We start from the raw sequence: 22,019 nt of genomic DNA, 5'->3' as shown, positions 1-22,019 counted from the left end.
CGGCGCCTACTCGCTGATGATCCCGTCGCGGATGTGGATGATCCGCCGGGCGTAGGCGGCGATGCCGGCGTCATGGGTGATGACGACAACGGTCTTGCCCCGCTCGTTGGCGCGGGTCAGCACGCCCATGATCTCCCCGGCGGTCCGGCTGTCGAGCTGGCCCGTGGGCTCGTCGGCCAGAAGGAGCTCCGGGTCGTTGATGAGGGCCCTGCAGATGGCGACCCGCTGCTGCTCGCCGCCGGAGAGCTGGGTGGGCCGGAATTTCATCCGCTCCTCGAGACCGACGAGCTTGAGCAGCTCCACGGCCCTGTCGCGGACACGGTCCTTCCTCTTCTCGCGGTAGAGCGTCGGCACCAGGACGTTTTCCAGGACCGTGGCGTAGGGCAGCAGGTAGAAGCTCTGGAACACGAAGCCGATGTGCTCGTTGCGAAGCTCCGAGAGTTCGTCATCGTCGAGCTGCATGACGTCGCGGCCGGCGAGGAGAAACCGGCCCGAGGTCGGCACGTCGAGGCAGCCCATGAGGTTCATCAGGGTGGACTTCCCGGAGCCGGAGGTGCCCATGATGGCCGCAAACTCGCCCTGCTCGATCCGGAGGTTGATGCCCTTGAGAACGTGAAGGTCCTGGTCGCCCACGCGGAAGGTCTTCGTGATGTTCTCCATGAGGCAGACGGGGGTGGACATCACTTCATCGCCCCCTTCTGCGGGGCCTGCTGGGCGTCGGCGGCGACGGGCAGGATGATCTTCGTGGCCAGCACATCGCCCTCGCTTGCCCCGGAGAGGATCTCGGTCTTGTCCTCCCCGCGGATGCCGATCTTGAGGGTCAGCTTCTCGACCCTGTTCTTTCCCGTGACCTTGTAGGCCACCTGCCTGCCGCGCTCGAACTTCACGGCGGCGTTGGGCGCCGTGAGGATGTCTTTCTTCTCCTCCGTGATGATCCGCACGTGCGTCGTCATCTCCGGCTTGAGGTACGCGGCGTCTTCCGGGGGGATCTTCATCGTGGCGAGGTAGTAGACGATATTCTCCTTGACGACGGGCTGGGGGTAGATCTTCTCGATTTTTCCCTTGAACGTCTTGGCCGGGAAGGTGTCGACGTAGTACTCGACGTCCTGCCCGACGGCGGCTTTCCCGATGTCCGTTTCATCGATGTAGATCCACATCTCGAGTCTCGTGGGGTCGAGGACGGTGACGAGGTTGGCGACCTGGAGGCCCGCGACGATCGTCTCGCCCTGTTGGGCCGTCACGTCCGAGACGACCCCGTCGATGGGGGAGTAGATTCTCGTGTATGTCAGCCGGACCTCCTGCTGGCGCAGTCGCGCCTGGATCTCCTCGAGGTTGGACCGGGAAATCGTTCGCTGCGTCTTGAACTCGTCCTGCAGGCGTGTCAGGACGGCCTCGGCGGCCGTAAACTGGCTCTCGGCGCGGTCGACGGCATCCTTCGTCGTGTACTCGTGTTTCAGCAGCTCGCGCTCGCGCTCCACGTTGACCTTGGCGTAATCGTAGTTGGCGCGGGCCTCGCGGATCCTCTCGGGATAGGTCTTCTCCACCTGGGCAAGCGTGTTCTGCGCCGACACCAGGGCCGCCTGCTGCTGGCCGATCTGCTGCCGGATCTCGCGGTCGTCGACCAGGGCGATGAGCTCGCCCGCCTTGACGCGGTCTCCCACCTTGACCCGCATCTCCTGGATCCGCCCCGTCGTCTGGGCGCCGATCTTGACGACCGCCCCGACCTGGGACTTGATGATGCCCGTCGCCACGAGGACCCCGCGGATGCTTCCCCTTTCGACCGTCCCCGTTTCGAGGACCTGCAGGGACGGCTTGGCGAAGAAGACCCGGTAGAGAAGGAAGGCCGCAAGCAGGAGAACGACGGCGGCCGCGGCGGCGACGGCGATCTTTTTCTTCATCGGAAGCGCTTTGAGCGAGGAGAGATTCATAGGCGGATGCATCCGTTCTGAAGGCTGTTCGGGACCTAGCGCGTCCCTGCGTTAGCGGATTGTGCCGGGGTTTCCTGCAGGGCTTCCAGGCTCTCGACGCCGGAGACTCTCTCCAGGAGAGCCTTTGCGAGGTACAGGTTGAGCTTCGCCTGGACGTCCTGCTCGCGAGCCTGCGACAGCAGGGTCTCGGCGATCACGACGGAAAGGATGTCCCCCTTGCCGACCTTGTACTCGCCGAAGGCCTGGTCGTAGTTCTGCAGGGCCTGCTTGAGCTGTTCCTCGGCGACCTTGACGTTGCGCGACGCGGTGAGGAAGTCTTCGTAGCTCTTCCGGAGCTCCAGGCGCAGCGAGCGCTCCGTCTCCTTGAGGGTCTTGGCCGCCGTCAGGGTGTCGATCGAGGCGGCCTTCCTGCGGTAGAATTTCCCCAGCTCGAAGAGATTCCAGGTGGCCAGCAGCGATGCCGAGCGGTCCTCGTAGGGGTTGCCGTAGATGGACGCGGAGCTCGATGCGGGGTTGCTGGCGTCCGTCCGGGAATAGCTCAGGTTGCCGGACACGACGGGCAGGAAATCGCCCGTGGAGATCCCTTCGGCGCTCTCCGCACGCTTGACGGCGAGTTCGGCCTGGAGGATCTCGGGCCGGCGCATCAGGGCCTCTTCCAGCCGCTTTTCCTCGGGCAGGACAAGATCGAAGGTCAGGGCCCCCTGCAGCTCGGCGGCGTCGGTGACCGGCGTGCCGATCAGGGAGCTCAGCTCGGAGAGGCTCTTCTGGAGGCTGCCCTCGGCCTGGACGAGATTGAAGCGCGCCTGTTCGAGTCTCACGGAGACCTGCAGGACGTCCGAGAGTTTCGCCACGCCGAATTTTCTCCGCCCTTCGGCCACCTCGTAGTTCTTCTGGGCGTTCTCGAGCTGGATTTTCCGCTGCGCGAGGATCCCCCGGGTTGCCAGCGTCGTGTAAAAAGATGACTTGACGCTGAACTCGAGGTCCAGGAGGCTCCTGCGGAGGCCCTCCCGCTCGGCATTGAAATTGTAGCGGGAGATGTCCCGGTTGTGGCCGCGCTTGTAGTCGAAGAGCCGCAGCGAGGCGGTCACGTCGATGTTGTTGGAAGAGGAGTCATAACCTGCGATGTCTCTTCGGGTCGCGACGCCTGAAGCATCAATGCTGGGAACGTAGGCCCCGAGGGTGGCGTTATAGAGGGCCTCAGAGGACCGGACCCTCGCAGCCTGTGCCTGGTAGGCGGGAAGGTTCGACTTGGCCAGCGACAGGGCTTCCTCCAGCGTGAGGGCCCGTGAAAACGGGGCAGCCGGGACAAACGCAAGAAAACAAGCGAGCAACGGGACAAAAAAAAGCTTGCCGACCGGTCTGCGGCAGTCCATAAAGCTACCTCGACGAAGGGGTTGACCCCCGGGGATGGTCATGACGGCGGTAGTGTAAGAAGTTTCGCGCCCCTTGCGCAAGCATATTTTCCGCAGAAGCACCCGTATAGAAATCAGGAGAACAAAAAGCATATAGCATGCCGTCGGGTCGATAATTTATAAGTCATTGAAATATTTGATAAATAGGGATGCTCGGTCCTGGGGCCGTCGCCGCAGGAAAACGGGCTGTATAAGATTTATACTGACAGGGAACAGGAAGCGGATAAATAATATCCACAAAAAGTGTGTCCAGCATCGGGCTGATGCAAGAGTGGATGCCGCATTCTTATGATTTTTCGTTGCTGCGATTTGTGATATAAAGAGGCACAATGATTCCATAGGCGTAAAGCGGACCCGGTCGGCGGGACCACGAACGGGACGCAGGCGACGGCAAAGGAGAAATTCATGAGAATCGTTCGTTTTATTTCGGAAGACGGGGAGAGTCTCTACGGGACCGTCGAGCCGGGTGAACCGGGCAGGGCGCGCATCATCGAAGGGGACATCTTTGGAGCGTTCACCCTGTCGGGACGCAGCAAGGCGGTCAAGAAAATCCTGCCCCCGGTGCAGCCTCCCAACATTCTTGCGCTGGGCTTCAGTTACGGGAAGCACGCCGGGGAGACCGAGAGCCGCGCCCCGGAGAGCCCCGTGCTTTTCATCAAGGCAACGAACAGCCTCCTGGGGCCGGGCGAGCCGATCCTGCTTCCCAAGGCGGGTCCCGACGAAGTGGATTTCGAGGCGGAGCTGGCCGTTGTCATCGGAAAGCGGGCGAAGAACGTTTCCCCCGGCGAGGCCATGGCGTGCGTGCTGGGCTATACCTGTGGCAACGACGTCAGCGCCAGGGACTGGCAGATGCTCAAGCAGAAAAAACAGTGGGCCCGGGGGAAGAGTTTCGACACATTCTGCCCGCTGGGGCCCTATCTCGTGACGAAGGACGAGATACCCGACCCGAACAATCTCAGGATACGCTCCATTCTCAACGGGAAGGTGATGCAGGATTCCAACACGTCCGACATGCTCTTCAGCATTGCCGACATCGTGAGCGATTTGAGCCGTTCCTTGACGCTCCTGCCGGGCACGGTCATCATGACGGGCACACCGGAGGGGGTGGGCTTTGTCAGAAAGCCGCCGGTCTTTCTGCGGCACGGAGACGTCATCACGATCGAGATCGAGCGATTGGGGGAGCTCACGAACCCCGTCGAGCGTGAGCCCTGAGCGGCCCGGTTCCGGTGCAGGGGGTGAGGAACCGGTGGAAAATCCGTGAAGCCTGTGTTAGAAGCAAAAGGGGGCTTTGCGGGAGAAGCCCCCGTTTTTCATCATGAATGCACAGCGTGCGGCGGGTGAGCCTCCGGGGGCGAAACGACCGGCACACGCGGGAGGTCGAGATGAGTGACGCTGCAAGAGAGAGAAAGAATTTTTTCGTGATCCTCGTCGTATGCCTCGTGGGGTTCTTCATCCTCTCCGTGATCGGGGTGCTGCGGTTTTCCCTCGCGCCGGGGCTTCGCTCGTCCTATGCCGGGGCCGAGGGAGCCGGCGCACCGGCCACTGCCCCTGCGGCTCCGAAGTCCGTTTTTCCGTCTGTTGCCGGTTCACCCGGAGTGCCGGGATCGCTTGCCGACCTCGTGGAAAAACTCAGCCCGGCCGTCGTCAACATCAGCACGACGAAGGTCGTCAAGATGGACGGCAGGCGCTCGCCCTTCAACGAGATGTTCCCCTTCGACCGCTTCTTCGGCGGCGAGGACGAGTTTTACCGGCGCTTTTTCGGCGACAACCCCGAAAGGGAGTTCCGTCAGCGCAGCCTTGGCTCGGGCTTCATCATCAGCAAGGACGGCTATATCTTCACGAACAACCACGTGATCGAAAAGGCGGACAAGATCAAGGTCCGCCTCTCGACGGGAAAGGAGTATGACGCAACGGTAAAGGGGAGGGACCCGCGGACGGATCTTGCCCTCATCAAGATCAACCCCGACAACAGCCTTCCGACCGTCATCCTCGGCGATTCGGATCGGCTTCGCGTGGGCGACTGGGTCATGGCCATCGGCAACCCCTTCGGTCTCGATCACACGGTGACCGCCGGGATCGTGAGCGCGAAGGGCCGCGTCATCGGTGCGGGGCCATACGACAATTTCATCCAGACCGACGCCTCCATCAACCCCGGCAACAGCGGCGGCCCGCTGTTCAACATGGCGGGCGAGGTCGTGGGGATCAACACGGCCATCGTCGCCCAGGGGCAGGGCATCGGGTTTGCCATTCCCGTGAACATGGCGAAGGAGATCCTGGAGGACCTCAAGTCAAAAGGCAAGGTCACCCGGGGCTGGCTGGGAGTTTCCGTCCAGGATATCACGGAAGACCTGGCGAAGAGCATGAAGCTCAAGGACCGGAGCGGGGCCCTGGTGACGGAGGTCTTCGAGGGCGACCCGGCGGACAAGGCCGGGATCAAGCAGGGCGACATCATCATCGAGGTCGACGGCAAAAAGGTCAAGGACACGCACGAACTGCTGCGCGTCGTGGCCGTCCTGCCTGTCGGAAAGGTGGCAACGGTGAAGGTCCTGCGCGACGGTCAGGTGAAGGAGATGCAGCTCACGGTGGCCGAGCGCGAGGAGAAAAAGGAAATGGCCGCCGTCCGGGGCGAGGGAAGGGACACCTTCGGGATGACGGTTCAGGACATCACCCCGGAGATGGCCAAGCAGCTGGGCCTCCCTTCGACGGGGGGCGTCATCGTGACGAGGGTGCGCGAGGGAAGCGCGGCCGACGAGGGAGGGCTGCAGCCCTACGACGTGATTCTCCAGGTCAACCGGGTCAAGGTGTCCTCCGTGAGAGACTTCCAGCGGGAGATCTCGAAGAAGACCGCCGATGACCGCGTTCTTCTCCTGATCCGCCGGGGCAAGGGGACCTACTACGTGGCCATACGGAAGGAGTAGGGTAGAGGGCGGACCGGGAAACCATTGGACACGAGGGACCAGCTGATCTGCATCTACCGGGCGCTCGACAGGTTCTTCGGCCCGCTTCACTGGTGGCCGGGGGATACGCCCTTCGAGGTCGCCGTCGGCGCGATCCTCACGCAGAACACCAACTGGGCCAACGTGGAGAAGGCCATCGGGCGGATCAAGGCGATTGGGGCCATGAGCCCGTTTTCGCTTTACGGCCTGGATCCGGCAGACCTGGAGGAGCTGATCCGGCCGTCGGGGTACTACCGGGTCAAGGCGAGGAGGCTCAGGGCGTTTCTCGAGGTGCTGTGCGGGAGCTTCGGGGGCGACCTGGACGCGATGCTCTCCGGGGATCTGGCGGAAGCGAGACGACGGCTGCTGGCGATTTCTGGGATCGGCGAGGAAACGGCCGACAGCATCTTGCTCTATGCCGGCGGCAGGCCCGTCTTCGTGGTCGATGCCTATACGCGCCGCATCCTCGAAAGGCACGGGATTCTGAAAGGGCGGCATTCCTACGGGGAAATTCAGCGGCTCTTCATGCAAGAATTGCCGCCGGATGCCGGTCTCTACAACCAGTACCACGCCCTGATCGTCGAGGCCGGAAAGCGGTTCTGCCGCAGGGAACCGCTCTGCGGCCGGTGCCCGCTGAACGGCATTTCTGAAAGGTTCGGCAGGGCCGGAAACATCGGCCGCGAGAAGGCGGGTAGACGGTCTTGTTCGCCCGGAAAGACATTCTCAAACCAAGGCTCCAGGAAGAACGGCGCCTGTTCGTGCTGAAACTCAACGACTACGCCGGCGTCATCCACCTCCATTCCGACTACTCCCATGACGGGCACGCATCGATCCGGGAGATCGTGTCGGCGGCCAAGGCCAACGGCATCGAATTCGTCATGCTCACCGACCATAACTGGCTCGAGGCGAAATACGACGGCCACGAACGGTCCCACGACGGTGTGCACCTCTTCATCGGGATCGAGGTGACACCCCGCTATAACCATTACCTCGCCTTCGGCATCGACGAGCCGCTCATCACCTGTGACCTGCCCCGTGTGTTCCCCTACGCCGACGAACTGGACATCTCCCCGCAGAGCTACATCGACTGGGTCCGAAACAGGGGAGGGATCGGGTTCATCGCCCACCCCGACCACGATGGGGCGCCGAGGTTTCACGTGAAACCTCACAACTGGAACGACTGGACCGTCACGGGCTACACGGGGATCGGAATCTGGGACTTCATGACCGACTGGCAGGGAAAGCTGAAAGGATATGCAAGTGCCTTGTTTGCCTACTATTTTCCCGCCTACGCGCTCAGCGGCCCCAAGAGGGAGACCCTGAGACGCTGGGACGAGCTGAACCGGGCCCGCAAGGTCGTCGGGATCGGCGAGCTCGACAATCACGAAACCGTCAGGGAAATGTTCGGCCTCGAGTTCCACATATTCCCCTTCACCAAGGCCTTCCGGTTCATTCGCACACATATCCTGACGGAGGCGAGGTTTGTCGGGCAAGACGAGCTGGACCGGGAGATCATCCTCTCGGCTCTCAGGAGGGGCAGGGCCTATGTGGCGTTCGAGTATTTCGCAAAGGCCAGGGGGTTTTTCTTCGTCATCATGGACGAGTCGAAGGCGGCCACCATGGGGGACGAATTCCTGCTGGACGAAATGGCCGTTGTGCAGATCGAACTCCCCGAAAAAGGGAGAATCCGCCTGATCAGAAACGGTGAGCTTTTTCGGGAGACGGTTGGAAAAGAACTGACCTGCGGGATCGACGAGCCGGGGATATACCGTGTCGAGGCTTACATCCGCAAAGCCTTCAAGTACCGTCCCTGGATCTTCTCGAATCCTGTCTACGTGCGATAAGGCGGGCAAAAGGCTCAGGGCATAGGGCGGAATTGCAAATCCGGACCATGCGTGCGGCTCTCTTTTGACCCTTAGGCCTCTGCCTTGTCCCGTTTGCCGTCCTCATGCGTATTGCGCCGCATGGTAGGAGCTGCGGACGAGCGGCCCCGACAAGACGGTCCTGAAGCCCCTCTCGAGGGCCGCCTGCTTCAACTCTTCGAATTCCTTTGGAGTATAGAATTTCGCGACAGGCCAGTGGTGCCTCGAGGGCTGCAGGTACTGGCCGATGGTGAGGTGCGTGCAGGAGACTGCGGCAAGGTCGTCGAGCAGCGACAGGATGTCGTCAAGATCTTCCCCCAACCCGATCATGAAGCCCGACTTGATTCGGGGACGGACCGGGGATTCCGCGGCACGCCGCAAGAGCTCGAGAGACCTGCGGTAGTCCCCCTCGGGCCGCAGCCGGGCGAATAGCCCCTGCGTCACTTCCAGGTTGTGGTTGAGGACATCGGGGCGTGCCGCAAGGACCGTCTCGAGGGCTGCACGGTCTCCCCGGAAATCCGGGATCAGCACTTCCACGCGGCAGCCCGCCCGCGCACGGCGCAGCGCATCGATACACCGGGAAAACTGTCGGGCGCCGCCGTCGGGCAGATCATCCCGCGTGACGGAGGTTATGACCACGTGGCGCAGCCCCAGGGCCTTTGCAGCCTCGGCGAGGCGCTCGGGCTCCTTCTCGTCGACGGGCGTGGGCCGGCCGTGGCCAATGTTGCAGTATCTGCAGTTGCGGGTACAGCGATTTCCGAGGATGAGGAACGTGGCCGTGCCGGAGCCGAAACACTCCCCGATGTTGGGGCATCGGGCTTCCCGGCAGACCGTGTGGAGTTCAAGGCGGCCCAGCAGTTCCTGCATGTCGACGAAGGCACGGGAATTCGGCAGGGGGACTTTGAGCCAGTCGGGTTTGCGCATGCGATGGCTGATGGCAAAAGGCTAAAGGCAAAAGGCTAAAGACTCCAGAGAAAAAGCTGAAATATTTCCCTTGGCCTTTGGCCTTTTGCCCTGCGCCGTCTTTAGAAATAGTACCAGATCGAGGCGTAATCGTTCACGTTCTCCCCGTCCTGGGCCAGCCGCTTGAGATAATCGTAGATGGAAACGTCGGTGTGCAGATAATCGAGAGCGGTGACGAGGCGGACTTCCCATGAGTAGAACCGATAGATCCGGCGCCCGTCAGGCAGGATGTTGACGATCTCGTGGTCCTGCCAGGCACGGAGATTGACCTTGCCCAGTCTCGGGACGTTGAACACGGGCTCGTCGGTCCGCACGAGGCCGGGCAGCAGGCGCGCTTCCTCCATCTGCTCCTGCTCCATGCGGCAGATGGGAACCCGGAAATCGATCGTCTCCTCCTTGCCCTTCGTGCTGAAAGAATAATAGGGGTCCACACCGGAGAGCTTCAGCGTCTTTCTCAGCAGGGCCGTCTCGAAGCGGCGGCTGTTGTAGTAGGTGAAGACCTGCTGGTTGTAGATGTTCATCCCGACGCTCTTGATCTTGCGGATGCATTCCAGGGAATCGGGGGTCATCTCCGTGGGGTGCTCGAAGTGGGTGACGACGGCCAGCTCGCGCTTGCCCCACTGGTGATACTTCCGGAAGACCTCCAGGAGCCCCTCGTCGACGCGGAAGGGGAGCGTGACCGGGATTCGCGTCCCGATCCGGATCCGCTCGACGTGCTTGATGGCGGCCACCTCTCCGATGATCCAGTCCAGGTAGTCGTTGCCGAGCGTCAGCGGGTCGCCGCCCGTGATGAGCACCTCCGAGATGTTCTCGTTTGCATCGATCCAGTCGAGGGCCTCCTTCACCTTTTTCCTTGCCATCATGACCGTGTCATCCATGCCCTTGATCTCCCAGTTGCGCTGGCAGTAGACACAGATCTGCGGGCACGAGTTGTAGGGCTTGAGGATCAGGATTTCCGGGTAGCGGCGGGTGATCCCGTCGATGGGGCTCGTGGATTTCTCCCCCATGAAGTCGAGGTCGATCCCCCGGCGGCGGCTCTCGGCGACCTGCTCGCAGTAGCGCGTGCTCGGGATGACCTGGGCCCGGATGGCGCGGTCGGATTCGCCGCGGCCCTCTTTCCGGAAGAGGGAGAGATAGTAGGGGGTGATCTCCACGGGGATGTCGTTCTTCTTCGCGCTCATGAGCCCGCTGACCTCGTCCTTCTCGAGCTTGACCAGCGCCTGGATCGTATCGAGGTCCTTGATGATGTGTCGGAGGTGCCAGCGGTGATCCTGCCAGTCCTGCTCCGTGGCGCCGAAGAATCGGAGGATGTCCCCCTTGAGGGCCTTTCTCTCGCGCAGCAGGGCCTTGTCGTATCCGGTCTTGTACCGGCGGAAGTGACGCCGGATATTGCAGGCGTACTCATCGAGCTGTGTCGACCGGACAATGGCCGCCTCACGGCCGTCCTTCATCTGGAACACCTCCTTGCGCTTGAGGTGCTTGCCGCCCTTTCCCGTGATGCCGAGAAACAGGGCGAGATACTCGCAGAGGAAGGCTTCGCTGACCTGATCGAGCGCCTCCTTCTTTCCCTGCGCCAGGTCGTAGAGAACCTGCAGGGGGGAGAAGTGGGTGACGTACTCGTTCTCGGTCCTCATCGTGTTCGAAAGCACCCGGATGCATTCCTTGGCGTTTCTCTTCTCAACAATGTTGAGATTGACGAAGTACGTGTCGGACCGCATGTTGAAAAGATCGCGCTCGAGCCGATTCAAATAATCGAACAGCAGATGGCGGGCCTCTTCCATGTGCTTGGAATTTCTCAATATTTGACGAATTCGGGGCTCTGTTGCCCACAGCTGCTCAACCAGTTGCTCCTTGGTCATTTTCAGCCAGTTTTTCATGTCCCGTCTCTCCGGGTTGTTGATAAGTTGTTCGTATTCAATCCGCTGGACCAAAGACGCATCCCCCGGGTCCAGCCTTGCCGGCGGTCGGCCTCACTCCCCCTGGCAGACCGTCCAGCAAACATCCGGTTTCCTGGCCGCCAACACGTCGTCGAGCCGCCTGACCGGGGTCGTCAGGGGCGCCGAGCGCACGAGATCGGGGTTCTCTCTTGCCTCGCGCGCTATGGATATCATGGCCTCGCAAAATTCGTCCAGCGTTTCCTTGCTCTCCGTTTCCGTCGGCTCGATCATGATGGCCTCGCGCACGATCAGGGGGAAATAGATCGTCGGGGGGTGATATCCGTAGTCCAGCAGGCGCTTGGCGATGTCCGTGGTGTGCACGCCGCTCTCCCTGAGCTGCTTCTCCCCCGTGAAGACGCACTCGTGCATGCATGTCCGGTCATAGGCAAGCTGGTAGTGGCCCCTGAGGCGCTCCTTGATGTAATTGGCGTTGAGCACGGCGTTCTCGCTCACCCGCCGCATCCCGGCTGCGCCGATGGAGCGGATATACGCGTAGGCCTTCACCATGACGTTGAAGTTGCCGTAGAAGGACCGGACGCGGCCGATCGAGTGCGGGAAGTCCTCGGACCACCGGTACCGCCTTCCCCGTTTCACGACTCGCGGGACGGGCAGGAAGGGGACGAGGTGCCGCTTTACGCCCACGGGCCCGCTGCCCGGGCCGCCGCACCCGTGAGGGGTGGAGAAGGTCTTGTGGAGATTGAGCTGGATGATGTCGAACCCCAGATCGCCCGGTCTCGTGACGCCCACGAGCGCGTTGGCGTTTGCGCCGTCGCAGTAAAGCAGCCCGCCCTTGCGGTGCACGATGTGCGCCACCTCCTCGATGTTGCGTTCGAAGAGCCCCAGGGTGTTGGGGTTCGTGAGCATGAGCCCCGCCACGTCCTTCGTCATCAGCTCCCGCAGGTGCCCGACGTCGACGCCCCCCTCGGCGTCGGAGCGGACCGTAGCAACTTGGAACCCGCAAAGGGCAACGGACGCGGGGTTGGTTCCGTGCGCCGTGTCGGGGATGAGGATCGTGGAGCGCCTCTGGCCCTTCCTCTCGAAGTGCTTCTTGATGATCATGACGCCCGTGAGCTCACCGTGCGCGCCTGCCGCAGGCTGAAGCGTGAAGTCGGCCATCCCGCAGATCTCGGAGAGATACCCGGCCAGCTCGTAGAGGAGCTGGAGGTTGCCCTGGACGAAGGCCTCCGGCGCGTATGGGTGCAGGGCCGTGAAGCCGTCCAGGCCGGCGACTCTTTCGTTGATCTTGGGGTTGTACTTCATCGTGCAGGACCCCAGGGGATAGAAGCCCACATCGACGCCGAAATTGCGGCGGGAGAGGCGCGTGTAGTGGCGGACGATGTCCACCTCGGCAAGCTCCGGCAGGTTCAGCGTATCGCGCAGGAGTTCGGGCCCGATGAGCCTCTCCAGGGCCGTCTCGGGGACGTCGCTTGCCGGGACGGTGCCCGCCGCGCGGCCGGGACGGCTTTTCTCGAATATCAGTTCCATGGCCACCTCGATTGCGCTTGTAACGTTACAAGTAACGGAAGGGCGCACCCGCCCCGCTCACTTCAACAGAGAGACGGCCTTGTCCATGTCTTCCCTTCGGAGCATTTCGGTCGCGCAGAACAGGATGCCTCCGCCGAGCTCCGGGTAGTCCTTCGAGAGATCATAGCCGCCTGTAAAGCCGGCCTTCTCCAGCCGTCTGTTGGCCGCCCCTGCGTCCGGGCAGGACATCGCGAACTCGTTGTAGACGGGACCCGTGAAGAGGGGCCTCCAGCCCGGCAGGGCCGACAGTGCCTCCTTCAGGTAGTTGGCCTTCCAGACGTTGAGTGCGGCCAGCCTCTTGAGGTTCTTTCCCAGACAGGCCAGGTAGACGGCTGCCGCGAGCATGCACAGGGCCTCGTTGGAGCAGATGTTCGAGGTCGCCTTCTCGCGGCGGATGTGCTGTTCGCGCGTCTGGAGGGTGAGCACGTAACCCCGCCTGCCCTCGCGGTCCACCGTGGCTCCCACGAGCCTGCCGGGGATCTTGCGCATGAAGGCCTCGGTGCTCGCCAGGATGCCGAGGTAGGGGCCGCCGTAGTTCATGGGGTTGCCGAAGCTCTGCCCCTCGCCGACGACGAAATCGGCCCCCGAATCCCCAGGGGCCTTCAGAATGCCAAGGGAAGTCGGGTCCGTGAACCCGGCCACGAGCAGCGCCCCCCGGCTGTGCGCCAGATCGGCCAGCGGGCCGATGTCCTCGATGACGCCGAAAAAATTCGGGCTCTGGACCAGCACGGCCGCCGTCTTGTCGTCGAGCAGCTCCCGGAGCGCAGCCTGCTCGAGCCGCCCTGTCGCCCCGAAAGGGATCTCCTCGCAGGCGTACCCGTTGGCCCAGGCGTATGTCCCGACCACCTTCCGATACTCCGGGTGGACCGAGCGGCCGACGAGAAGGCGGCTCCTCCCGAGGCTCTTGGCAGAAAGCACGGCCGCCTCGGCCATGGCCGTCGCCCCGTCGTACATGGAGGCGTTGGCGACCTGCGTTCCCGTGAGCCGCGTGATCATGGTCTGGTACTCGTAGATCGCCTGCAGGATCCCCTGGCTGATTTCGGCCTGGTAGGGCGTGTAGGCGGTGTAGAATTCCGACCGCCCCACGACATGGCTCACCACGGCCGGTATGTAGTGGTGGTAGGCCCCGGCTCCCGTCAGCGTCGCGCCGGGCAGCCTGTTTCGCGCTGCCAGGCGGCCCATGTGCTCCCAGATCTCCTGCTCGGACAGAGGAGGCGGCAGGTTCAGAAGCCCGCCGAGGCGATACTTTGCCGGGATGTCGGCGAAGAGGTCTTCGAGGTCCCCGACGCCGATCACCTTCAGCATCTCCTTTTGTTCTCCCGGGGTATGCGGAACGTAGTCCATGGGATCTCCCCGTTATGGCTTGCTCGTCGATTGTCTCCCCATCCAGGCCCCGCCGCACGGCTGCTGCCCTCCAGGCGCCTCAGTGCGGGCTCGCCTTGATGTGCTCCTCGTACTGGTCCGCCGTCATGAGGCCTTCGAGCTCGTCCGGCGCATCCATCCGGATCCTCGCAATCCACCCCTCACCGAAAGCATCCTTGTTGACGAGTTCGGGCGACGCCTCGAGGGCCCGGTTGACCTCGATCACTTCGCCGCTCACCGGGGCATAGACGTCCGACACGGACTTCACCGACTCCACGACGGCGATGGGCTCCTGCTGCCTGACCTTGCGGCCCACCGCGGGAAGCTCCACGTAGACCACGTCGGTGAGCAGTTCCTGGGCGTGATCCGTGATGCCCATGGTGACCGTGCCGCCTCCGTCTGCCTTTGCCCACTCGTGTTCCTTCGTGTACTTTCGGTCATGGGGATTGGGTTTGGCCATCTGTTGCTCCTTTCGTTATCGGCTGCCCGCATCTGTCGCTGCGCGGGGCGGCCGCCCGCCTTCCTCTCGGGCCGCCTATTTTCGTCCTCGGTAAAAGGGCAGGGGCACCACCCTCGCCTTTGCCCTCTGGCCGCGGATCTCGATCTCCAGTTCCGTTCCCGGAGCCGTGAACCTCACGGGCACGAAGGCCATGCCGATGGCCTTTCCCAGCGTCGGCGAGAGTGTCCCCGAGGTGACTTCCCCGATTTTCTCCGTGCCGGACAGGACGGGATAGCCGTGGCGCGCGATGCCCCGCCCGATGATCTCGAACCCCACGAGCTTCTTCCGAACCCCGCTTTCCTTCTGCTTGCGCAGCGCGTCGCGGCCGATGAATTCCTTGTCCAGGTCGGTGATCCAGCCGTAGACGACCTCAAACGGCGTCACCGCCTGGCACATCTCGTTTCCGTACAGCATCATCCCCGCCTCGAGCCGCAGGGTGTCGCGGGCGCCGAGACCCGCAGGCTTCAGCCCGTGCGGGTCGCCGATGCGCATCAGCAGGTCCCAGATCTCGCCGATCCGATCCGCCTCGGTGTACACCTCGAAGCCGTCCTCGCCGGTGTAGCCGCTTCTCGAGACCAGGGCCGGCATCCCGGCCACGCGGGTGTCCAGGGCGTGGTAGAATCGCAGCGTCTCCAGGTCCCCCTCGGCGATCTCGGCGAGGATCTTCTGGGCGAGCGGCCCCTGGATATCCACTTTCCCGATGGCATCGGACCGGTCTGTCACGGCGGCCCCTTCCAGTCCCCGTTCCCGCCGGGCCCGGAGGATCCACTCCAGGTCGCCCTCGCGCGTCGCCGCGTTGGTTACAACCATGTAATGCCCTTCCCCCCGCTTGTACACCGTCACGTCGTCGATGATGCCCCCCCTCTCGTTGGTGATGGCCGAGAGCTTCATTTCGCCGACCCGCTGGTCTGCGAGATTGCGGCTCATCACCCATTGGAGAAGATCGAGGGCCTGGGGCCCCCGGACCTCGATCTCCCCCATGTGGCACACGTCAAACAGGCCCGCCAGTGTCCGGGTGTTGCGGTGCTCCTCGAGGATGCTCGTGTACTGGACGGGCATCGTCCATCCGCCGAATTCGGTCATCGTGGCGCCCAGGGCGAGATGCCGCTCGTACAGCGGTGTCTTCTTCATGGGGGGCTCCTGCGGGTTTGCCTGCGCAGCAGGGGAGGTGAAGAGGGGAGGGGCAGGTTTCGGGGCGGGCCCGTGCGGGTCCGCCCCCCGATACCAACGCCCGCGCTCAGGCCGGCGGGCGCCGCATGGAGGGACAGATGGAACGTCGGGCTTTCCAGAACTCGCTCTGTAGCCATCGCTGCCGGTTGCCGGGGTCGTTTCAACGACTCGTCCGGCTGCCGGGCATCCCGGTCAGCCGTCCGGTAAGAAGGGACCGTGCTGTTTGCGAAACCGCAGGTTGAGACTACACCAATCCCCGCGAGATTTCAACACGGATGTGCCCCTCATCCCCGGCGGCCGCTGGCGCGGCGAATCCGTTTTGCTGTTTTCCGCATCCCCGGGGGTGAGGGGGCAAAAAATTCAGTAGAAATTTTCCCCCAATTGTAATAAGCGAAGTGAATATTCTGCATTTTTCCTGATGATGCGCCCTTTTTTACGGCCGGTTTCGCCGGCGGCGCCGCGGAACGGATTCGTGACGGGCCGATTCTTCAGGAAGGCGCCGGGAGAGGATCATCATGAGATTCGACATCGCCAAGAGAGGCAACGGGCTTACCTACGAAATCCGAAACATCGTCGGTGTCGCGAACCGTCTCAAGGCCTGCGGCATGGAGGTGATCTGGGAGAATATCGGCGACCCCGTCCAGAAGGGCGAGCAGATCCCGGAGTGGATGAAGGACGTCCTCGTCGAGATTATCCGGGACAACACGTCGTTCGGCTACTCCCCCACGCAGGGCATGGACGCGACGCGGGAATTTCTTGCCGACCTGGTGAACAGGCGCGGCAGGACGCAGATCACCCCCGACGACATCTTGTTCTTCAACGGGCTCGGCGATGCGATTGCACGGTGCTACAGCGCGATCCGCGTGGACGCCCGGGTCATCCTCCCGGAGCCGACCTATTCCACCCATTTCCTGGCCGAGGTCCTCCATGCCTCGTTTCCGCCCAACACGTACCGGATGAACCCCTACCACAAGTGGCACCCGGACATGAACGAGCTGGAGATGAAGGTCAAGAACCACAAGGCCATCGTGGGGATTCTCGTCATCAACCCCGACAATCCCACGGGGTTCGTCTACCACGAGGAGACGCTCAAGAGGATCGTCCGCATCGCCAAGGAGAACGACCTGTTCCTCGTCTTCGACGAAACCTACATCAACATGGTCTATAACGGAAAGGTCGCCGTGCCGCTCTCCGACATCGTCGAGGATGTCCCGGCCATGAGCATGAAGGGCATTTCAAAGGAATTCCCCTGGCCCGGGGCACGCTGCGGCTGGATCGAGTTCTACAACCGGGACAAGGACGAGACGTTCCAGCGCTACACCAGCGCCATCCTGCAGCAGAAGATGTCCGAGGTATGCTCGACGACGCTCCCCCAGATGGCCATCCCGAAGGTCATGACGCACCCGGAGTACGAGAAGTACCTGAATGCCCGCATCCGCCGCTACGAGAAGCTCTCGAACATGGCCTTCAACATTTTGAAAAATGTCCCCTACATCGTCGTCAACCGCACCGACGGGGCCTTCTACATGACCGTGGTCTTCAACGAGGCCGTCCTGAACAACAAGCAGACGCTGCCGATCGAGAACGCGAGCATCAAGCAGTTCATCGAGAAGATCACCGCGGACAACATCGAGCTCGACAAGCGGTTCGTCTACTACCTGCTGGGCTCGACGGGCATCTGCGTCGTTCCGCTCACGTCGTTCTTCACGCCGCTTCTGGGCTTCCGCCTCACCCTGCTGGAGACCGACGAGGACCGCTTCGAGTACACCGTGAAGAAACTCGGGGAGAAGATCGTCGAGTACATCGACTCGACGAAACGCCCCGTGTAGGTCTGCCGGGCACAGAAACAGCAAACAGCACCCCTCCGAACCGGGGGTGACAAAAATCGAGAGGCCGTCAAACGCCGATCCCGCGGGGTCGGCGTTTCCTCATTTTTCCACCAGCCTGTTTCGCCGTCTCCGGTGCGGCGTTTCCTGCCTTTCGGTTTCCGGGAAATGGCTGCCCCAGATGTGGTCGTTGCCGAATTGCCGCCACCACCACCGGTCGTACTCCCCCCACGGGTCGAGGACGCCGAACTCCTCCTTCATCAGCAGGGCATAGGCCCCGTTGAGCTCCTGCATCCGGGCGTGGGCGTCCTCGCCGGGGTTCACGTCGGGGTGCCACTGCTTGGCAAGCTCCCGGTATCGCCTCTTGGCATCCTCGGCCGTCGCGTCTCCGGGGATGCCCAGCAGCTTCCGCGCCCGGTCTACCTTGTAGTTCCGATTTCGTATCCGCGTCGTGCCGGACATCCGGTCAATCCTCCCCTTTGCAAAAGGCCCAGGGATTCAGGCACGGAACGCCCGGGCATCCGCCCTGTCCCCTGGGCACTGTCTTCAGCGGTCTTTCCAGACGGGCTTTCTCTTTTCCAGAAACGCCGCCACCCCTTCCTTCCCGTCCTCGGTGAAGAAGTTGTTCACGATGACGTTCGAGGCCAGGTCATAGGCCGCCGGGTCCGGCAGGTTGACCTGGCTGTAGAAGGCCTGCTTTCCGATGGCGAGGCACGAAAGGCTCGCCTTCGCGATGTGCCGGGCCAGCTCCATCGTCTCCGGCTCGAGCCTCTCCGCCGGGACGACCCGGTTGACGAGGCCCCAGTCGCAGGCCTCCCGTGCGCTGATCAGCCGGGCCGTGAAGAGCATCTCCAGGGCCCTCTTTCGGCCCACGGCCCGGACGATGGACACTGCAGGCGAGGAGCAGAAGACGCCGAGGTTGACCCCCGGGGTGCCGAACCGCGCCCCCTCCTCGGCGACGGCGAGGTCGCAGGCCGCCACGAGCTGGCAGCCCGCGGCCGTGGCGATCCCGTGGACCTGGGCGATCACGGGTTGGGGCATACGCTGGAGCCGCAGCATCATCTCCGCGCAGATCGAGAACATCCTGTTGTGCACGGTGATCGGCTGGCCCGCCAGATCGCCGAGATCGTGGCCCGCGCAGAAGTTCTTCCCCGCGGCCCGGATCACGATCACCTTCACATCGCGGCTCTCCGCCGCAGCTGCGAGGAGTTGGTTCATCTCCTCGAGCAGGGCGATGGACAGGGCGTTTTGCCGCGCCGGCCGGTTGAGCGTGACGATCCCGACGCTGTCCGCTTTTTCGTACGTGATGTTCTGAAATTCCATGGATTTCCCCCCTTGCAAGAGATGGCCGCGTTCGGGCTTTCCTTGACGCCAGCCCCCCCGATGGGATAGGAATGATCGCTGCAGGTCCCCGGGGAAGCGCCTTGTTCCCCATACCGGTCAGCGTCGGCCTTGTCAACAGCAGAGATCCCCTATTGACGACGTGGAGGCGGTTGCATGAGTGATTCCGTTCTCTTTCGGGAAGCAACGATCGGCCCCCTGCCCATCCCCAACCGGTTTGTCCGCTCAGCCACATGGGAGGGCCTTGCTGCGCCTGACGGCGGCTGCACCGACGATCTCGTCAGGCTCATGTCGGATCTTGCCGAAGGCGGCGTGGGGCTCATCATCACGAGCCATGCCTACGTGAGCCCCGAGGGCTTTGCGGTGAGGGGGCAGCTGGGCGTGGACCGGGACGAGCGCATCCCGGCGCTTGCCCGCATGGCCGAGGCCGTTCACGCCAGAGGCTGCCGGATCGTCCTGCAGCTGGCCCACGGCGGCATTCTGGCCGGCACGCAGCTGACGGGACAGCCGGCCTTTTCCCCCTCGCAAGAAGGCGGTCCCGAGAAGACCCGCCGGCGCGAGATGACGCAGGCCGACATCGCCGACACGGTCAGGGCTTACGGGGCTGCAGCCCTCCGGGCGAAGAAGGCCGGATTCGACGGGGTCCAGGTCCATGCCGCCCACGGCTATCTCCTCAGCCAGTTTCTCTCGCCCTGGTTCAACCGAAGGGCAGATCGATACGGGGGCAGCATCGAGAACAGGGCGCGGATCATCCTGGAGATCCTGGCCTCGATCCGGAGCGCCGTCGGCGGGGAATTCCCGGTCCTGGTGAAGATCAACTCCGAGGACTTCCTGGAAGGCGGCCTCACCCGGGAGGACTCGCGCCGTGCGGCGCTTCTGATCGCCGAGGCCGGCGCCGACGCCATCGAACTGTCCGGGGGGACCCTTCTTTCAGGCAAGCTGAGCCCGTCACGGCCGAAGATCGATTCCGTCGAGCAGGAGGCGTACTTCCGGGATGCCGCACGGGCCCTGAAGCCGAAGCTGGCCATTCCCCTGATCCTCGTGGGGGGGATCCGGTCCTTCGATGTGGCCGAGGGGATCGTCCGGGACGGGGTTGCGGATTTCGTTTCCATGAGCCGCCCCTTCATCCGCGAGCCGGGACTCGTCAACCGATGGAAAAGGGGCGACCGAAGCAGGGCGGCCTGCGTGTCCGACAATCGCTGTTTCGGGCCGCCCATGCGCGGGACGGGATTTTACTGCGTCGTGGACAAGGAGGAAAGAGAAGAGAAGAAAGAAGGATAAGAAGCGCGGATAAGGGGAAAGGACTTTTCTTACCGCTCTTCTTCACACTCCTCTTTAACGGGTGCGGTGATAGCCCAGGGCCTGCCCCGTTGCGACGAGCGTGCCCGAGGCGTTGCGAACGTCGACGGTCCAGAGGCTGAGGGCCCTCTTGATGTCCACGGGCCTCGCCTCCGCCGTCACGGTCTCCCCGGGGGCGGCAGCGGCGAGATAATTGATCTTCAGCTCCACGAGCAGGACGTCTTCGCCCATGGAGTTGGCGGCGACTGCAGCCGCCTGGTCGATCATCGAAGACAGAATCATCCCGTGCGCCCGCCTGTGGGCGTTGAGGTACTCGGGCCTGATCTCGACGGAAAGGCGGCAGTAGGCCCGCCGCACCTCCTCGAGACGGATCCCGAGGAAGGAGGCCATGGGGTCCCTGGCCACGATCTCGCGGGCGTACGTGATGTCGGGGTCTTCCATGGGGGTGCTCCTCAATTGATCTCGTATTCGAACCTGGCCACGATGTGCAGCGTCGAGAGGTTAAACGTGTCCGGGAACGGGGCATAGGGGGCAGCGGCCTCCACGACTGTGAGCGCCCCGCGGTCAAGAGACTCGAACCCCGATGATGAGACTATGCCCGTGGCGGCCAGCGTACCGTCGCTCTGGATGGAGAAGCGAACCACCGCCGTCCCCGTCTCGTTGCGCGAATAGGCGTCCGGCGGGTATGCCCACAGGGTCTCGATCCTCCGTCGAAGGTCCCGGAGATAGGCCCGGTACTTCCCGGAGGGATTGGCGAGATCGACGGTCTCCTCGGGTCCTGCGGCCGGCTCTCTGAGGGGTTTATCGAGGGAAACCTCCCTCTTGATTTCCTCCTTTCGGCTGCCTTCGGTGTTGTATTTTGCCGGCGCATCGGCAATCTGCACGGTGAAGGTCTCGAAGGGGAGCGGGGAGCCGGACGAGACCAGCAGGCCCGCCAGCGTCAGGAAGGCCGCGTGAAAGGCACAGGACGCAAGGACGAATCGGATCAGGGCTTTCCCGGATATCATGAGGTCACACCCTTTGGAGCCCCCTTTTTATAGACAACGGCTTGAAAGAAAGCAAGTTTGCTGCCAGACCGGCAGCCGATAGGGAGATTGGCGATGGACCGGGATGAGCAATATATGCGGCTTGCCCTTGCCGAGGCGCAAAAGGCCATGGCCGCGGGCGAGGTGCCCGTGGGCGCCGTCATTGTCAGGGGCGGGGGGGTCATCGCCTCGGCACACAACGGGCCCGTGGGCCTCAGCGATCCCTCGGCCCACGCCGAGATCCTGGCCCTTCGCATGGCCGCATCCGCGGAGGGCAATTACCGCCTTGCGGGCACGACGCTCTACGTGACGATCGAGCCCTGCCTCATGTGCGCGGGGGCCCTCGTCCATGCCCGCGTTGCACGGCTCGTGTTCGGGGCGACGGACCCGAAAGGCGGTGCGGTCGTTTCCCTCTACCGGGTGCTTGACGATGCCCGCCTCAATCACCGGATCGATGTGACGGGCGGGGTCCTCGCGGAAGAATGCGGTGAAATTTTGAGTAGATTTTTCCGCGAAAAACGATTATGAGAATGAAAGCGGAGAGATACCGAAGTGGTCATAACGGGACCGACTCGAAATCGGTTTGAGGGCCTAACAGCTCTCACGGGGGTTCGAATCCCCCTCTCTCCGCCATTTTTCTGACCTTCCCCCGCACAGTGCTTTTTTTGCTGCTCCCCGCTGACGCCCGGTCCGGGATCTCCTTTTTACCGGGTTGCCTCGTGTTTTGCACGGCAAGATGGGTATGGACAAACAGCGGCTAAACTGGTAAGAGACGCCCAAAGCAAGGAGGGCTCCCGGCGGGGGCCCCTCTTTGCTGATGAGGGATTTTTCGGAGAGATGCCAGAGAGGCCGAATGGGCACGACTGGAAATCGTGTGTGCGCCCCTTAAAGGTGCACCGGGGGTTCGAATCCCCCTCTCTCCGCCAGACAGCAAG

At 63.0% G+C, this 22,019-nt stretch carries 20 protein-coding genes and 2 tRNA genes; 9 read left to right on the top strand and 13 right to left on the bottom strand.

The window, feature by feature from the left end:
- Nucleotides 1-6 precede the first annotated feature (6 nt).
- The 3 genes from HPY67_15580 to HPY67_15570 form a co-directional block, all read right to left on the bottom strand.
- On the bottom strand, nt 7-681 hold the full coding sequence (locus HPY67_15580; GenBank protein NPV06134.1) for an ABC transporter ATP-binding protein: 675 nt from the start codon (nt 679-681) through the stop codon (nt 7-9).
- Entirely contained in the window at nt 681-1,898 is a 1,218-nt protein-coding gene (locus HPY67_15575; protein NPV06133.1) for an efflux RND transporter periplasmic adaptor subunit, read from the bottom strand. Before HPY67_15575 ends, HPY67_15580 begins: the two co-directional genes overlap by 1 nt.
- Nucleotides 1,899-1,963: 65 nt before the next feature.
- Entirely contained in the window at nt 1,964-3,301 is a 1,338-nt protein-coding gene (locus tag HPY67_15570; GenBank protein ID NPV06132.1) for a TolC family protein, read from the bottom strand.
- A 444-nt stretch (nt 3,302-3,745) separates the two neighbouring features.
- On the opposite strand from HPY67_15570, the gene HPY67_15565 reads away from it, so the two are divergent.
- From HPY67_15565 to HPY67_15550, 4 genes are all read left to right on the top strand, one after another.
- Nucleotides 3,746-4,552 (top strand): fumarylacetoacetate hydrolase family protein, encoded by an 807-nt coding sequence (locus HPY67_15565; protein ID NPV06131.1) that lies wholly within the window; start codon nt 3,746-3,748, stop codon nt 4,550-4,552.
- A 170-nt stretch (nt 4,553-4,722) separates the two neighbouring features.
- Nucleotides 4,723-6,258 (top strand): DegQ family serine endoprotease, encoded by a 1,536-nt coding sequence (locus HPY67_15560; protein ID NPV06130.1) that lies wholly within the window; start codon nt 4,723-4,725, stop codon nt 6,256-6,258.
- 24 nt (nt 6,259-6,282) lie between these two features.
- Nucleotides 6,283-7,041, top strand: a complete 759-nt coding sequence (locus HPY67_15555) for an endonuclease III domain-containing protein (protein ID NPV06129.1) — start codon at nt 6,283-6,285, stop codon at nt 7,039-7,041.
- Nucleotides 6,978-8,120 carry a PHP domain-containing protein gene (locus HPY67_15550; GenBank protein ID NPV06128.1) on the top strand — a complete coding sequence of 381 codons (1,143 nt, stop codon included), beginning with the start codon at nt 6,978-6,980 and terminating at the stop codon, nt 8,118-8,120. Before HPY67_15555 ends, HPY67_15550 begins: the two co-directional genes overlap by 64 nt.
- 102 nt (nt 8,121-8,222) lie before the next feature.
- Here HPY67_15550 and lipA read toward each other — a convergent pair whose 3' ends face one another.
- The 6 genes from lipA to gcvT form a co-directional block, all read right to left on the bottom strand.
- Complete coding sequence (gene lipA / locus HPY67_15545; GenBank protein ID NPV06127.1) at nt 8,223-9,062, bottom strand: lipoyl synthase; 840 nt, start codon at nt 9,060-9,062, stop codon at nt 8,223-8,225.
- 101 nt (nt 9,063-9,163) lie between these two features.
- Complete coding sequence (locus HPY67_15540) at nt 9,164-10,960, bottom strand: KamA family radical SAM protein (GenBank protein ID NPV06126.1); 1,797 nt, start codon at nt 10,958-10,960, stop codon at nt 9,164-9,166.
- Nucleotides 10,961-11,071: 111 nt separating this feature from the next.
- Nucleotides 11,072-12,523, bottom strand: coding sequence for an aminomethyl-transferring glycine dehydrogenase subunit GcvPB (gcvPB, locus tag HPY67_15535; protein ID NPV06125.1), 1,452 nt, complete (start codon nt 12,521-12,523; stop codon nt 11,072-11,074).
- A 57-nt stretch (nt 12,524-12,580) separates the two neighbouring features.
- The gene (gene gcvPA / locus HPY67_15530; GenBank protein ID NPV06124.1) at nt 12,581-13,906 is read right to left on the bottom strand and encodes an aminomethyl-transferring glycine dehydrogenase subunit GcvPA; all 1,326 of its coding nucleotides are present in this window, start codon (nt 13,904-13,906) and stop codon (nt 12,581-12,583) included.
- Between the two features lie 79 nt (nt 13,907-13,985).
- A complete protein-coding gene (gene gcvH / locus HPY67_15525; protein ID NPV06123.1) occupies nt 13,986-14,384 on the bottom strand; it encodes a glycine cleavage system protein GcvH in 399 nt (132 codons plus the stop codon).
- Nucleotides 14,385-14,459: 75 nt separating this feature from the next.
- Complete coding sequence (gene gcvT / locus HPY67_15520) at nt 14,460-15,554, bottom strand: glycine cleavage system aminomethyltransferase GcvT (protein NPV06122.1); 1,095 nt, start codon at nt 15,552-15,554, stop codon at nt 14,460-14,462.
- Between the two features lie 554 nt (nt 15,555-16,108).
- Between gcvT and HPY67_15515 the strand changes: the two genes are divergently transcribed.
- Nucleotides 16,109-17,422, top strand: coding sequence for a pyridoxal phosphate-dependent aminotransferase (locus tag HPY67_15515; protein NPV06121.1), 1,314 nt, complete (start codon nt 16,109-16,111; stop codon nt 17,420-17,422).
- 99 nt (nt 17,423-17,521) lie between these two features.
- Here HPY67_15515 and HPY67_15510 read toward each other — a convergent pair whose 3' ends face one another.
- Nucleotides 17,522-17,881 (bottom strand): J domain-containing protein, encoded by a 360-nt coding sequence (locus tag HPY67_15510; GenBank protein ID NPV06120.1) that lies wholly within the window; start codon nt 17,879-17,881, stop codon nt 17,522-17,524.
- 84 nt (nt 17,882-17,965) lie between these two features.
- Nucleotides 17,966-18,742: an enoyl-CoA hydratase gene (locus HPY67_15505; GenBank protein NPV06119.1), complete on the bottom strand. Its 777-nt coding sequence runs from the start codon at nt 18,740-18,742 to the stop codon at nt 17,966-17,968.
- A gap of 174 nt (nt 18,743-18,916) precedes the next feature.
- Here HPY67_15505 and HPY67_15500 point away from each other — a divergent pair, with 174 nt between their 5' ends.
- Nucleotides 18,917-20,041, top strand: coding sequence for an NADH:flavin oxidoreductase (locus HPY67_15500; GenBank protein NPV06118.1), 1,125 nt, complete (start codon nt 18,917-18,919; stop codon nt 20,039-20,041).
- A gap of 54 nt (nt 20,042-20,095) precedes the next feature.
- Here the strand turns inward: HPY67_15500 and HPY67_15495 are convergent, their stop codons facing one another.
- Together HPY67_15495 and HPY67_15490 are read right to left on the bottom strand one after the other, a co-directional pair.
- Nucleotides 20,096-20,500: a PaaI family thioesterase gene (locus tag HPY67_15495; GenBank protein ID NPV06117.1), complete on the bottom strand. Its 405-nt coding sequence runs from the start codon at nt 20,498-20,500 to the stop codon at nt 20,096-20,098.
- An 11-nt stretch (nt 20,501-20,511) separates the two neighbouring features.
- Nucleotides 20,512-21,066 carry a TonB family protein gene (locus HPY67_15490; protein NPV06116.1) on the bottom strand — a complete coding sequence of 185 codons (555 nt, stop codon included), beginning with the start codon at nt 21,064-21,066 and terminating at the stop codon, nt 20,512-20,514.
- 93 nt (nt 21,067-21,159) lie between these two features.
- Between HPY67_15490 and tadA the strand changes: the two genes are divergently transcribed.
- The 3 genes from tadA to HPY67_15475 all read left to right on the top strand — a co-directional run bounded on the left by tadA (nt 21,160) and on the right by HPY67_15475 (nt 22,010).
- Entirely contained in the window at nt 21,160-21,612 is a 453-nt protein-coding gene (gene tadA / locus HPY67_15485; protein ID NPV06115.1) for a tRNA adenosine(34) deaminase TadA, read from the top strand.
- A 10-nt stretch (nt 21,613-21,622) separates the two neighbouring features.
- Nucleotides 21,623-21,717: transfer RNA gene (locus HPY67_15480), tRNA-Ser, on the top strand.
- Nucleotides 21,718-21,915: 198 nt separating this feature from the next.
- Nucleotides 21,916-22,010, top strand: a tRNA-Ser gene (locus HPY67_15475).
- Nucleotides 22,011-22,019: the final 9 nt, after the last annotated feature.

It is taken from the genome of Syntrophaceae bacterium, assembly GCA_013177795.1.
Lineage (GTDB): Bacteria > Desulfobacterota > Syntrophia > Syntrophales > UBA2192 > UBA2192.
This window is presented reverse-complemented; position numbering and strand designations above follow the sequence as displayed.

Excerpts from the sequence above, each read along its gene's own strand:
- HPY67_15565 (NPV06131.1), top strand. The coding sequence starts at position 3,746 with ATGAGAATCGTTCGTTTTATTTCGGAAGACGGGGAGAGTCTCTACGGG.
- HPY67_15515 (NPV06121.1), top strand. The coding sequence starts at position 16,109 with ATGAGATTCGACATCGCCAAGAGAGGCAACGGGCTTACCTACGAAATC.
- HPY67_15570 (NPV06132.1), bottom strand. The coding sequence starts at position 3,301 with ATGGACTGCCGCAGACCGGTCGGCAAGCTTTTTTTTGTCCCGTTGCTC.
- tadA (NPV06115.1), top strand. The coding sequence starts at position 21,160 with ATGGACCGGGATGAGCAATATATGCGGCTTGCCCTTGCCGAGGCGCAA.
- HPY67_15560 (NPV06130.1), top strand. The coding sequence starts at position 4,723 with ATGAGTGACGCTGCAAGAGAGAGAAAGAATTTTTTCGTGATCCTCGTC.
- lipA (NPV06127.1), bottom strand. The coding sequence starts at position 9,062 with ATGCGCAAACCCGACTGGCTCAAAGTCCCCCTGCCGAATTCCCGTGCC.
- HPY67_15510 (NPV06120.1), bottom strand. The coding sequence starts at position 17,881 with ATGTCCGGCACGACGCGGATACGAAATCGGAACTACAAGGTAGACCGG.
- gcvPB (NPV06125.1), bottom strand. The coding sequence starts at position 12,523 with ATGGAACTGATATTCGAGAAAAGCCGTCCCGGCCGCGCGGCGGGCACC.
- gcvPA (NPV06124.1), bottom strand. The coding sequence starts at position 13,906 with ATGGACTACGTTCCGCATACCCCGGGAGAACAAAAGGAGATGCTGAAG.
- HPY67_15580 (NPV06134.1), bottom strand. The coding sequence starts at position 681 with ATGTCCACCCCCGTCTGCCTCATGGAGAACATCACGAAGACCTTCCGC.
- HPY67_15575 (NPV06133.1), bottom strand. The coding sequence starts at position 1,898 with ATGAAGAAAAAGATCGCCGTCGCCGCCGCGGCCGCCGTCGTTCTCCTG.
- HPY67_15495 (NPV06117.1), bottom strand. The coding sequence starts at position 20,500 with ATGGAAGACCCCGACATCACGTACGCCCGCGAGATCGTGGCCAGGGAC.
- HPY67_15540 (NPV06126.1), bottom strand. The coding sequence starts at position 10,960 with ATGACCAAGGAGCAACTGGTTGAGCAGCTGTGGGCAACAGAGCCCCGA.
- gcvH (NPV06123.1), bottom strand. The coding sequence starts at position 14,384 with ATGGCCAAACCCAATCCCCATGACCGAAAGTACACGAAGGAACACGAG.
- gcvT (NPV06122.1), bottom strand. The coding sequence starts at position 15,554 with ATGAAGAAGACACCGCTGTACGAGCGGCATCTCGCCCTGGGCGCCACG.
- HPY67_15490 (NPV06116.1), bottom strand. The coding sequence starts at position 21,066 with ATGATATCCGGGAAAGCCCTGATCCGATTCGTCCTTGCGTCCTGTGCC.
- HPY67_15505 (NPV06119.1), bottom strand. The coding sequence starts at position 18,742 with ATGGAATTTCAGAACATCACGTACGAAAAAGCGGACAGCGTCGGGATC.
- HPY67_15500 (NPV06118.1), top strand. The coding sequence starts at position 18,917 with ATGAGTGATTCCGTTCTCTTTCGGGAAGCAACGATCGGCCCCCTGCCC.